At 27.3% G+C, this 13,696-nt stretch carries 7 protein-coding genes and 1 pseudogene; 4 read left to right on the top strand and 4 right to left on the bottom strand.

All coding sequences use genetic code 4. The features are described from left to right. Nucleotide 1: 1 nt before the first annotated feature. The 4 genes and pseudogenes from ACJA22_RS02215 (at nucleotide 2) to ACJA22_RS02200 (ending at nucleotide 8,453) form a co-directional block, all read left to right on the top strand. Entirely contained in the window at nucleotides 2–1,543 is a 1,542-nt protein-coding gene (locus ACJA22_RS02215; RefSeq protein ID WP_406617507.1) for an MSC_0619 family F1-like ATPase alpha subunit, read from the top strand. After that, nucleotides 1,543–2,901, top strand: a complete 1,359-nt coding sequence (locus tag ACJA22_RS02210; RefSeq protein WP_406617506.1) for an MSC_0618 family F1-like ATPase beta subunit — start codon at nucleotides 1,543–1,545, stop codon at nucleotides 2,899–2,901. Before ACJA22_RS02215 ends, ACJA22_RS02210 begins: the two co-directional genes overlap by 1 nt. Nucleotide 2,902: 1 nt before the next feature. Next, nucleotides 2,903–4,981, top strand: a pseudogene (gene mip, locus ACJA22_RS02205) (Ig-specific serine endopeptidase MIP). A gap of 22 nt (nucleotides 4,982–5,003) precedes the next feature. Further along, the gene (locus tag ACJA22_RS02200; protein WP_406617505.1) at nucleotides 5,004–8,453 is read left to right on the top strand and encodes an MIP family Ig-specific serine endopeptidase; all 3,450 of its coding nucleotides are present in this window, start codon (nucleotides 5,004–5,006) and stop codon (nucleotides 8,451–8,453) included. 273 nt (nucleotides 8,454–8,726) lie between these two features. On the opposite strand, the gene ACJA22_RS02195 is transcribed toward ACJA22_RS02200, so the two are convergent. From ACJA22_RS02195 to cypl, 4 genes are all read right to left on the bottom strand, one after another. Beyond that, the gene (locus ACJA22_RS02195) at nucleotides 8,727–9,902 is read right to left on the bottom strand and encodes an IS30 family transposase (RefSeq protein WP_406617504.1); all 1,176 of its coding nucleotides are present in this window, start codon (nucleotides 9,900–9,902) and stop codon (nucleotides 8,727–8,729) included. A gap of 254 nt (nucleotides 9,903–10,156) precedes the next feature. Further along, nucleotides 10,157–11,815 (bottom strand): hypothetical protein, encoded by a 1,659-nt coding sequence (locus tag ACJA22_RS02190; protein WP_406617503.1) that lies wholly within the window; start codon nucleotides 11,813–11,815, stop codon nucleotides 10,157–10,159. Continuing rightward, the gene (locus ACJA22_RS02185) at nucleotides 11,808–12,542 is read right to left on the bottom strand and encodes an ATP-binding cassette domain-containing protein (protein ID WP_406617502.1); all 735 of its coding nucleotides are present in this window, start codon (nucleotides 12,540–12,542) and stop codon (nucleotides 11,808–11,810) included. Before ACJA22_RS02185 ends, ACJA22_RS02190 begins: the two co-directional genes overlap by 8 nt. Continuing rightward, nucleotides 12,542–13,672, bottom strand: coding sequence for an ABC transporter thiamine pyrophosphate-binding lipoprotein p37/Cypl (gene cypl, locus ACJA22_RS02180; RefSeq protein WP_406617501.1), 1,131 nt, complete (start codon nucleotides 13,670–13,672; stop codon nucleotides 12,542–12,544). The genes ACJA22_RS02185 and cypl overlap by 1 nt, the downstream gene beginning before the upstream one ends. Nucleotides 13,673–13,696 lie beyond the last annotated feature (24 nt).

The raw sequence follows: 13,696 nt of genomic DNA, 5'->3' as shown, positions 1-13,696 counted from the left end.
TATGGTTAAAAATAATACTCAGCCATATATAAATGCAATCTTTGACTATGTTGTCGAGTTAAAAGGGCAATATAAGTATAGATTGAATCAAGTTTTCGAGCTTGAGGAGTCAAAAGAAAACATTAAATTATTATTAATAAGTGCAACAGAAGATAAAGCTTACTGCTTAACTAATGCGCGTCCAGGTATGTTAAAAGTTGGCATGCATGTTAAAGAAAGTAATAATATTGAGGCTGTTAGAACAAATAAAGCATTATTTGGAAAAGTTATAGATATTGCTAATAATGTACTTTATTCTGAAGGAGCAAACAAAGCTGATTCATATTACGCCCATGAAAATCAACCATTTAATAAGCCTAATGAATTGCTTGAATATGAACCTTTAACTGAGCAATTATCAACTGGGTACATTTCAGTAGATTTATTAATCCCAATTGGTAAAGGCCAAAGAGAATTAATTATAGGTGATAGAAAAACTGGTAAAACACACATCGCATTAAATACAATCATTAATCAAAAACACAAGAATGTAAAATGTATTTACGTAGCTATTGGGCAACCTCAATCACAAGTAGCTGATGTTTATAACACACTTAAAAAACACGAAGCATTAGATTACACAATGATTATTGATGCTTCAAGTAATAGTCCTTTTGATCAATACTTAGCGCCTTATATTGGTATGGCACATGCTGAAAATATTAGTCGTGAAAATGATGCCTTAATTATCTTTGATAATTTAACCAATCACGCTAATATATACCGTGAAATTGCTTTATTAATTAATAAACCAGTTGGTAAAGAAGCCTTCCCCGGAGATATGTTCTATGCTCATTCAAGATTACTTGAAAGAAGTGGTAAATTTAAAAACCGTAATACAATTACAGCCTTACCTATTTTACAAACTATTGAAAACGATATTACAAGTGCTATAGCTTCAAATATTATTTCAATTACTGACGGCCAAATTGTTACAAATTGTGAATTATTTGCTTTAGGTAAATTGCCTGCTATTGATATTGATTTATCAGTTAGCCGGATTGGTGGAAATGTTCAAAAGTCATACATATCAAAAGTTGCTGGTGAAATTGGCAAAATCTATCGTTCATACAAACGTCAAATTAAATTAGCATTATTAAAATATGACTTAAACGACGAAACATCTAACTTAATTAATAATGGTGCTTTAGTTGAAAGTATGTTTATTCAAAAAGGAATTAGTGTTTATTCAGAACATACAATGTTCTTAACAAGTAAGTTAATTTCATGAGAAATTTTAAAAGGAATTGATGATATTCCGCTAGCTATCAAATTTGTCAATGAGATGCTCAAAATAGATGATTTAAGCAAAGAACTCTTCCAAAATCTACTTGTAAATAAAGTAGCAGATGAAAGCTTAGTTAAAAATTATTTCGCATTTAATTTAATGGAATATTCAAGAATTTATAACCTAGGATGATCTATCGAACTTGATGGTGAATTCTTTGCAAAAGATAAAAGTTTTTATGAACAAATTAATAATAAAATTATAGGAGTTAAATAATGTCTGCTAAAATATCAAAAATCTGAACTGATGTTATCGAAGTTACATTCGATGATAAATCATTACCTAAAATTAATACAATTTTAACTTCTGCAAATGGTAAAAACGTTTATATGGTTAAAAAAATTCTTGATGAAAGAAAATTATATGCTGTTATCATTGAAGCTTTAAGCCCAATTAGCATTGATGATGAAATTGCTAATACTAATAGAACCTTCTTAGTACCTGTTGGACAAAGTGCTAAAAACAATATTTATAATGTGTCTGGTATGTCATTACTTGGCAAAAATGATGTTTTTGAGTATGCAGAAATGGATTCAACTATTGTTGAAAACAATGATTACTCATTTAAACCTGAAATAATGGAAACTGGAATTAAAGCAATAGACTTTTTCATTCCTATCTTTAAAGGCTCTAAAATAGGGATATTCGGCGGAGCCGGTGTTGGTAAAACTGTTTTAATGAAAGAAATTATTTTTAATCTTTCAAAAACTCAAAAGAGAACTAGTTCAATCTTTATTGGTGTCGGAGAACGTTCAAGAGAAGGTGTTGAGTTATACCAAGATTTGGCTTCTTCTGATTTGATGAAGTCATCAACTATGTATATTTCAAAAATGAATGAATCAGCAGGAGCTAGAATGAGTATTGTACCAGTAGGTATAACAGCTGCTGAGTTTTTAAGAGATAAAGAAAAGGAAAATGTTTTACTTTTCATTGATAATATTTTCCGTTTCTTACAAGCTGGAAATGAAGTTTCTGCTTCGCTTGATAAAAAACAATCATTTGGTGGATATCAAGCAACACTTAATACAGATATTTCACAAATCGAAAATAGATTATTTACTAATGAAAATGGTGCTATTACAAGTTTCCAAACTGTATTCTTACCAATGGATGACTTATCTGACCCTTCAGCTGTAGCTGTCTTTAGCCACTTGAATGGTTCATTAGTTTTATCTCGTGAAGTAACTGCTAAGAATATTTATCCAGCCTTTGATCCGCTCGAATCTTCATCAACTAGTGTTGATCCAAAAATTATAGATGAAAGACATTTTGAAGCTATTTTACAGGCGAAAAAGGTTTTACAAAAGTATAAAGACTTAGAAGATGTTATCTTGATTTTAGGTGTTGATGAACTTGATGATGAATCAAAAATTGTGGTTAAAAAAGCTTTACAATTACAAAACTTTTTCTCACAATACTTTTTCACAACAAGTCATTTTACTCATGAAAAAGGGGTTTATGTGCCTTTAGTTAAAACTATAGAATCTGTTGAAAGAATTTTAAAAGGAGAATTCATTGATATTAATCCAGCTAAATTCTCATACATTGGATCAGTTGATGAATTAAAGAAATAATATGAAAAAACTTAAATTATTTTCCTTAATTGCAACTAGCTCATCACTTGTAATGCTTGCTGCTGGTTGTCAAGGCAAAGACAAACAAAAAGATGATGCAAATAAACCAGTAACTCCTGGAACAGATTCTAATAACAACACTCCTAAACCAGATCCAAAACCGGTAGAAGTTAATTACAATTATGATGTTTCAAATCTTCCTGAATACTTGCAAAAGAATGTTGCTAACTATATAGAAGAAGAAAGCAAATTCTATCCACAACTTTATGAAAAAATAGGTCAAGTAGATGAAGAAATTATTAATAAAATGAATCAACTTCCAAAAAGCGTAGTCGAAAAGTTTAACAATCAAGCCGATAAAACATTACAACAATATTACAATGATGCATATTTAAAAAATTACTCATTACCCAATGAAAAAGGCGAATTGGTCTTAAACCCAATTGAGATTTACTTAAGAAAAGCTTATAGTAAAGCAGCAGCAGGCGATAGAGGTAAAGCAAGATTTTTAAAAAATGACTTGTATAAAAAGATGGCTTTACAAAGTTATTCAATTGTTTTTTCTAACAAAAATGAAATCATTGAAAAGAATAGCTTATTAAAAAATCAAGAATATTGATTATCTCCAGATAAGCCTATTTCACCAAGTGTTCTTGAATATGGTACTGCATGAATCTTAGATTATGAACCTACTAATGATGGGTCATATCCAACAAAATGATACATAGCAACTAATTTACACGTCGCTATGGCTCTTAAAAAACATTTCGATAAAAGCTCAAAATACATTTTTTCTTATGAACCAGAATTGCAAAAAGAAAATGATGATATTCAAGCAGCAGCTGAAAAAGTTAAACGCTTAAAAGACACTCTTAATCCAAATGAGCCTAGTGTAGAATATACAAATGCTGTAAAAGAATATGAAAAAGCATTAGAAAATATGCAAGGTCAAACTCAATGAATTGAGTTAAATCATTTTAATGAAAATACACCAATTAATAAAGCTTTAGAAATCACTTCAAAAAGCCCATATGTTGATAGAGTAAAACTAACCCCATCACAAGTTAATATTATTTATGCTGGAACTAACTTTTTAAAACAAAATCCAAGCGAATATTTAGCAGCAGATTCTAAATTTAAAGATTTACAAGAAATGGCGGATTTTGCTGTTTTAGAAGTAGATTTTTCAAAACAAGCAAAAACAAGTGATAACTTTTATGAATACTCAACAGTTAATGGCCCTCAAAAAATAGACACTATTCAAAATCTAGCTAAAAAATTCACTACTAGTTATGCTGAATTGAATGAATCTGAAAAACCTAAATTAGCTAATTTTGATTTAATTCAAAATTATGATGCATTAAATACTGAAAAAGTCACTGTTGGTAGTACAAAAATCACAAAAATTAATGTTGATTTATTAGCATTAGGATTCCCTAGAGCAAAATATGATTATGGTTCTAAACCTTCATTTGGTGTTACGAACCCAACTGAAGAATATGAAAAAGACTTCACAACTTCATTATGAACTAACAAGTCAAATGATGATACTAGAGGTGTTACACAATATGGTAACAGCTTAAGCAAGTCAGTTGCTATGAGAAACTTTATTGCTATGCCTGGTATAACAGATATTATGATTACAAATACTATTATTAATAATAAAACTGGTTTTAATGTAAGAAATCTTAAGAATATAAAAGATACTACATATAGTGGTTATGAATATATTAATTATGGTTTAGGATATAACCTAACTAGTTGAGAACCTTTACAAGGAGCATCTGGTAGTTTAATTAAAGATATAGATAATAATATTTTAGCTATTAACTTTGCAGCTGGCGACGCTATCGGAAACTCTTTAGTATCATTAACACAAGCATTAAGAAGCAATGGTTATGACTATAAAGGTCAATATGGAAAATATAATCTTGAACAATATGACTTAGTATATGGTGGTGGCAAAAATTAATATACATCATATCGTTGAGCATTACAACAAATTTACGGAGATGCCTATAAAACAAGACTATTTGAAAATGGAGTTAATGTAATTCCAAATAATTATCAATTTAAATAATTAACAAAAGAAAGGAAGCAAGATGAAAAAAACTAAGCAATTGTTATATGTTTTATCTTCTTCTTTTGCTTTAACAACTATATTAGTTTCAAGCTCATGCTTTAATAAAAAAGTTTCAGAAAAAGAATTAGATAATATCAAAGTTCCAATTGATGAAAATAAACTTAAACAAATAGAAAAATTAGAAAAAGAAGTTTATTCTATTCGTTTAAAAATTGAACAATGTTTAGCTGATGCAATTAAACTATCTAATGAGTATAATGAACTAGAAGCTAATAATACAAAACTAAGCAAAGAATTAAATGAAGTTAAAACTGAATTAGATAAAGCAAAAGCTAATTTTCAAAAATTAGACAAAGAGAAAAAGGAACTTGAAGTAAAAATCGAAAATGCAAAAGCAACTTCAACGGAATCATTAAGAGACCGTTATGATATTTTGATCAACCTTTTAAAAAGTGAAACTAAAATTAATGAAACTAATATAAAAAGCGTTAATTCATATAAATTAATAAGTGACAATGTATCAACAATCTATAAAGATGCAAATTCAAAAGTATTAAATCAAATTACGCAAAGCGAAAAAGATTTAAAAGATATTAATGAAAAAATAAAAGCGTTCCAAACTCCTTCTCAAGAAGATATCGATAAGATTAAAGAATATTTCCAAAAAAATATTGAAGAATTACATGATAAAACTACTAAATCAGTAGATGCAGCTCTCAATAAACTTGAAGGTAACGAAGAAGAATTAGCAACAAACATAGATAAAATCTTAAAAGGTATGAGTGCATTGGAATCAACTGAGGTATTAGTTAAAAACTTTTCAAACATTCAAGAAAGTCTTTTAACATTTAATCAAAATAGTTATGAATTAATTCAAAAGTTTAATAATGGAACACTTATAAATCAATTTTTATATAACATTTTAACAATAAACTTGAATAAAACATTGTCTAATCCAGTCAATACTTTAGCAAGTGAACAATGAAAAACTTTTAAAGATAATGTAAATAATTCAATTAAGGCTTTGAAAGAAGAAAAACCAGATAGCGATTTAAATATTTCAGAAAGTTTGATTGCAGAATTAAAAACATATCCAAACTTTAAAGATTGATTAGATGATTTTAATCAGAAAACTAATGTTGTTTTTTCTAATATAGAAAAACAATTAAATGATTTTAAAAAGGTTTATTTAGAAAACGAAACATATAAGGAAGATAAACATAAATTTTCTAATCTTGAAATTAGTTTGCGTGACTTAGTTACAAAAGATGTAGTCCATTTAGAATATCCTAATAATGTTTTGAAAAAGGTTGTTGAAAGTCTCAAGGAATCATTTAAAGAAGATCCAAGAGCTGAAAAAATTACTCTAGACTTTATTTCCGATTCTTATCAATACCAAAGTAATATTCTAACTGATTGGGATGATAAAGATATAGAAACGTTAAAGAAAAGTATTTTAGCCACCTTAAATGATATTAAGAATTCTAAAGAAAAAGAAATTAGTGAACTTAAAAAGTTGAATGATACTTATAAAACCAAAAGTGAAACATTCAAGGATTATTCAAAAAAGGTTAAAGATACTAAAACTTATGAAGATTTAATTAGTGAAGAAAAAAAGAAAATTGACAAATACACCAATGAAACAACAGAATTAGGCAAAAAATCTAATCAACAAGATTTAGAAAAATTAAATAATGATTATAATGAATTAATCAAAAAATATGACAGTGCTCGTGATGAAAAAGAAAATCTTGAAACTAAAGTAATTGATTATGAACAAATGATTAATGTCAATAAACATAATCAAAAAGGTAAACAAAGTCAATTATATTTAGAGAAAGATAAACTCGATAAATATAAAAAACAAATTTATGCTTTAAACAAAAAAATAATCAATAATGGTGGGCAAATTTCAGAAAGCGATGAAAAGATAATTGCTGAAATTGATGATAAATTCCCTACTTTACCTTCTCCTGTAGATGATGAAGATGAGGAAGACCCAACTAATCCATTTGATCCTTTCTCTCCTCACAATAACTATAAAAAGGCAAACTCATACCCTAACTATGTTAGCGAATTTGATAAACCGGATCCTAAAGATATCTATAAAGAAATTTGAGATAGAACCTTTACAATCGGTTATTCATTCTATGAAGAAGATGGCATAACTCTTGTAAGTGATGAACATGTAGGAACTACTTGATTGCTTGATTATCATAAGTATAAAGATACTAACAAATATAAATTATTTTTCGCAACTAATATGCATGTGCTTTGAGCATTTAGTAATTCATTAGATGAAAGCATGAGCAAAAAGCTTAATTATGTGGATCCTTCTAAGAAGAAATTAGCAGGAGCTTGACTTGGAAAATCAAATGTTCCAACTTCATATGATCCATTGCCTAATAAAAGTCCATTGGATATATACCGTGCTAGAGGTGGTACACTGCAATTTATTAAAAACGGAAACAATACATTCAGTTTACCTAAGATAGTGTTTGCCGCTGTTGATTATATGGATAAATCAGTCTATAAAAATCATGAAGCTGAAATCAAAAACATTTGAGATGAATTCTTAAACACAAATCATATTCCAAATTCAACATCTGATTTTATAGCTAAACATTTTAAAAATGAAGATCCAAAAAACATACCATTTTATACTGACTTCGGAGTATTTGAATTAGATGTCGACTTAGACAATACTGATGCAAATCTTAAAACCTGAATAAATGGCGCTATTAACGCAGTTAATAAATATAATGAAAGAATTAAAGCTAAAAATGTTCCAAACATTGATAAATCAACTAATAGTAAATTCTTTACTTATGATTATTATTCAAAAGGCAAAAAAGTGGGTAAGGATAATCCAGTATATAACAAGTCATTAAGCAACGCTGAAAATGTTTATATTGCCGGCTATCCTAAAGATAGTGGTTCTGCTGGTTCAATGTGAATGCAAAATAATCCAGTAGAAAGATATAATGACCAATTCAGCTACGTAAGAAGTCCTAAAAATAAAGATGCTTTTGCATATTCAACTAATGATGTTGAAATTAAATTAGGAAATAATTCGTTATCTATTTATACCAATGTTTGATCACGTCCTCTTATTAGTTTTTATGGAATAAATAATAATATTAAATTTAGTTCTTTATATTATGGAGCGAGTGGTTCAGTGGCTTATAATGACTTTGGGCAAATAGTTGGTATTTATGACGCTGTAACTAGCAATGTAGAATTTGGTGACTTAATGAAATTAGGTGGCTATGCTCCTTTAAGTTTAACTAATGATATTGTCTTAGAAAACAATAAACCTTTATATGCTTATAATTTAATAGATGGAACAAATAGTTCAATTTATGCAAAACAAACTCATTCATATCGTCAAAATTTAAGAATTTTATATCCTAACGGATTTGGAGACGGTTCAAAAATAACAGCCATTTTTGATGATAATGGATTTTAGTAAATGTATCTCTGTGTCGTCAGAGATATTTTTATTGCATGATATTAAGCAGAGAAAATTAATTAAATTATAAATTCCAATTTTAAAAGTCCTAATTTTGCGTAAAATCAAAAATGTTACAAAAATTATAAATTATTACCAAGAAAAGCTTTAAAATCCTAAAAAAATTTAAACGAAAATACCAAGTTTTGTAAAAAACTTGAGTTTTTGCTTACTTTTTTCCAAAAAGTAAGTGCCTTTTTGTCAAACTTTTTAGCACATAAAAAGTTTGGATTAGAAGCGAATGCTTCTCTTGTAATTATTTATAAAATCCATAACAGGAGTCAAATCTTGACCGTAGTAAGGGTCTATAGACTTGCCTTTTTTAAAATACCGTCTTAATAACCTGTGGCAGTTTTCGATAGAGCCTTTTTCTCCCGAACAATATGGGTGACATTTATATATTTGCTTAATACCTGGCACTTCATCTAGTTTCGCATTTTCACTACCATTATCTATGGTTAGCGAATCTATTGTCAAGTTATATTTTTGCATTAGGTATATCAGCCCATCTCTAACACCAGTGCTAGTCCGCCGTACCATATGAAAATAGAAGCGTCTAGTCTTTCTATTAATTAGCGTTACGAAACAACATTGATCAGTTTTTGAACCAATAACAGTATCTAATTCATAATCATTATCTCTAAGTCTTTCATTGATTTCTGTGCTGCGTTGATCAATGCTAACTCCAATCTTTTTAAGCTTTCGACTGTCTCTTTTTGGGGGTCGTTTTTGTTTAATTCCTTTGGTGGATAAATTGACCAAAATGCCTATTTCAAGGTCTTTAAAGACTCTTTGTGATATCAAATTATATACCATAGATTTTGAAGGTTTATAGCTGTTTGGATACTTTTCTTCAAATCTTCTTAATATTTCGTTAGCGCTTAGCTTAGGCGTTCTTTTTGCTAAATCTTTATTATTTCTATTTTGGGTATAATCATCAAAAAGCTCTGTTCAAAAATTTCTAAAATCTTGATATTGTTCTATTTTCTTTTTTGAATATGCTATTCTTTTACTTTTATCAAAATTAGCAACATTTATCATAAATTCATCAAGATTTAAATAACGAACTTTTTTAAGTTTAGCATCACAACAATCACAGGTTTTTCTATCGCCTTTGCCTAAATATATTCCTTTTGAATATTTAAATAAAAACCTTTTAATCGCTTTAGTCGATATTTCAATATTTTGAGATATTTCTTTTAAAGATTGAAAATTTAGTAATCCATATATTATCTGAAACACTTCTGCAAAACCGATATGGTTTTTGTGTGTCGAGTAGTTTTTCGAGCGGCTTAAAATTTCAGAGTAATTCTTATCAACAGCGAAATGAATTTGTGAAGTTTGAATTTTGTTATGCACATTTTTACTTCTAACCAAAGTACAGAAAATTTTTTTATCGTTTTTCATATATAATTATGTTGTCCTTTCTTTTTATCATTTTTATTTTACCAAAAGGACAGAAAAATCCCGACATTTTCAAATGTTGGGACTTTTATTTCTGGAATGAATAAAAATTAATTAAATTAATACAGATCTTAATATCTTAAAAGGCTTATAAAACAGACTTTTTAGTAAAAAACAGCAAGTAAAATTTACGTGTTATTTTAAAGAAAAAAATATGCAATATACAAAGTCACATATTACATATTAATATTTTGTAATTAAGAATTTACTAATGCATATTTATTTTCATTATGCTTTTTAAAGTACATTAAACCATAATTAATACATTCAATTAAAATTATTGAAATCATGATAGGCAATATTAATGCACTAACTTTATCTAGTTCATTATCTTTAGACATAAACGAATATAATAACGATCCAATACCTACAGTTGATAAAGGTCCTAAGTTAATAAGATTTCTAAATGAAAGTTCAAATCTAAAGATTGTGTAAGTTATTAATTCTGATCAAACTTCGGGAAGAATATATCTGACTAAAATCCTGTGTTTTGAATAGCCGAATACTTTAAAATTATTAATTTTAACTTCATCAACATTATTAATTGATTCTATAAAGAATTTACTCATGCTTCTTGAAATAGAGAAAATTATGATTAATAATAATGTAGCTTCAGGTTGATATATTATTCTCAACATAATAAATAATAAGGCAATTGGAATAATCCGGGCTATTAACAGTAATAGTTTAGTAAAGATCGGAAATACAAAATGATTAAGTTTGTTATTTCCTAATATGGCTATTAATAAGCTTAAAAAGAAAGAAATTAAAGTTCCAGCATAACCTATTTTGATAATTATTCAGAAGTTATATCAAATTGTTTTACTGTTAGAAACTAAATAACTATAATCGGGTTTGATCATCGAATAAAAGGTATCCTGAATTGATTTAGCACTTAAAACTGAATAATTAATTTGGAATAAAGTTGAAATGAAAATAGCTACCATCACAATTAAAAGAAATCAGCAATAAAAATCACTTCTTAAAAATAATCTTTTAATTTTTGAATATTTTTTATTAATATTTATTTCTTTGGGTTTAAAAATTAAATAATTTAAGAAAATTGTAATACCTTCAAGTAATATTAAAACAATTAATAATAATGTTAAAGGTATACCAATATAAGCGAAATCTTTAAAGTAATTTACAACTATTAAATTTCCAATACCAATTAATCCAGCACTTGATAAAATGGTTGTTCATCTTAAGTTAGATTCAAAACTAAAGACGAAAAGCATAATGATTTTACTTTTATTTCTAATAGAAACATCATTTAGGAAAGCTTTAAAATTAGATTTGCCTAATAAAAGATCATTTTGAAAATATTTAATATTTGTTGTCTCGAATATATCAACAAGATATTTATGAAGCCATAATCAAGTAAATCAAGATAGTATTAAAGTAGCTAGTAATAATTTATCAAAACCACTTTTAAATAGTGCTAAAAAGAAAAAAACTGGAATGCTTCTTAATATCAATATAACGATTTTAAATGTAATAGTTAAAGACTTATGCTTATGTAAATTAATTGATGCTAAGTAAGCTGAAAAGAAGGCTAAAACAAAACCTATTAATGATCCAAGTGCAGTATATTGAATTGTATAGAAAAGAGTTCTTAAACAAACTAATCAAAAATTTTCGTTTTTGAAATCAGCATGGTCTGATTTAAATTTGAAGATTTCTTTAAAATATTTTGCAAATAATTCTGGTCCACGCTTTGAAGATGAATAATTAATAGTTGCAACACAATATATACCAAAAGCTATTAAAATAGCAATCAAAATATATTTGAATATAGGATTTAGTCTTTTGGTTTTTTTGTCATTATTTCAGTATTGATAAAAAAACTTATTCATATAGCTCGTCTATTTCTTTCTTGGTTAGTTTTTTAAAGTCAAAATTTTTAATAGCAATTTTGTCTTTTAAAAAAATTGCTTCATCTATATAATCTAATGAGTTTTCAATATCATGTATATTACATATAACTATTGCGTTATGTTGAATAGCATATTCTTTTAATAATTTAAATATATGTTTAGAGTTTAATGAATCTAACCCTGTAGTTGGTTCGTCAGCTAAAATTACTTTTTTAGGTTCAAATAATAGGGCAGCAATTTCAACTCTATGTTTTTGACCACCTGATAAGAATTTCACAGGGGTGAATATTTTATCTGCTATTTCTAGTGAATTTAAAATATCATTTAATTCTTTTAGTTGATCTTTAGTTAATATTTTAAAGAGTTTAAAAAACCAATTTTTATACTTTTCATCGAGTTTTAATTTAATGTTTTCATAAACATCTAAATTGTCTAATAAGCCTGTTTCTTGGAATAAAAAGGCAAAATTATTCTTGATTTTTTTAAACTCTTTAGCTTTCATTTTGCTAGTTGATTTATCATCAATTAAGATATCACCAGAAGCAATTATTTTGTTATTTAAAATTGCTTTTAATAAAGTAGTTTTTCCAACTCCACTCTTGCCATAAATTCCATATAACTTGCCTGGTTTAAATTCTAGATTTAAATCATTTAAAAGCTCATCGTCTTTATATTTAATAAAAACATTAGTAAATTTTATATCCATTAAATGCCTGCTTCTTTGCACATTTTTATAATTTCATCATTTACATTTGTAACAGCTGCATAATCATTAAAACCGTATGCGACTCCTACAAAGTTTTTATTTAATTTAACTGTTTCTTTAAAACCATCAAGAATAGCATTTAAAATATCTTGCTTGATATTTTTACTTGCTACTCCAATGTTATATGGAATAGCATCTGTTACGGTTAAAATCTCAAGTTTTGCTCCTGGATTTTCTTTTTGATTAACTACATATTTTTTGCCATCACTTTTGGTATAAGCAAAAGCCATTTCGTTGTCAAAAGCAATTTTATACGATTTTTGTTTGCCCATATCTTTTGCTTTAAGACTCTTAGTATAGTATGATGATAATTGAGCATTGTTAAGTTCTTCACTAAATGAAGAGTTAGCAAAATATTTGTTAAATTGTTTTCTAAATAAAGCTTGTGGCAATAAATATTTAGATCCTGAATCTTCTTTACCCATAATAATTCCGAATTTTCTAAATTCTTCATAATTACGTGTATTTCATGCTTCTTTAATTTTTGCTAGTTCTTCATCGGTACCCATAATTCAAATTGAGCCTCTTTGTCAACCAACAGTTTTGTTAGGTTCATAGCATCATTCATATGTACTATTAATATAGTCTTTAGAAGGTCAATTAGCATAACCGTTGTGACTATTAAATATTTCATTTTGGTTTTTTGCTTGCTTAATTAAATAGTTGTCTTCACCCTCTGAATACCCAGCTGATGATAAATTGTTTTTAAAAGCATTTGTTAAGGTTCTCATAAAAACATTTGTTGAATCTAAATAATTAGCATTATCTAGATAATATTTTGAAACCGCTGGAAAAGCAATAACATTATCGTTAGTTAAAACATCATTTAATGTTACTTTATCATCGCCTCCTGCTTTTTGGAATTCTGCTTGAATGTTATATTTTTTTAATTTTGGATTAATGATATCAAGCATTTCTTTTTGTTGTACATCATTGGTATATTCCATACCATCTGATGGCATATAAATTTTGATAAGTTTGCTTTCTTCAGCATTACCATTACATCCAGCAGACACAAATGTAAATGCTGAAGCAATTGGTAATAATGTAAATAATAATTTTTTTTTCATAAATAAAAATCCTTTCATCGAAGA

This window comes from Mycoplasmopsis adleri (assembly GCF_045276205.1).
Classification (GTDB): domain Bacteria; phylum Bacillota_I; class Bacilli_A; order Mycoplasmatales; family Metamycoplasmataceae; genus Mycoplasmopsis; species Mycoplasmopsis adleri.
Note: the sequence above shows the minus strand (reverse complement) of the source record. Positions and strands in the feature narration are given on the sequence as shown.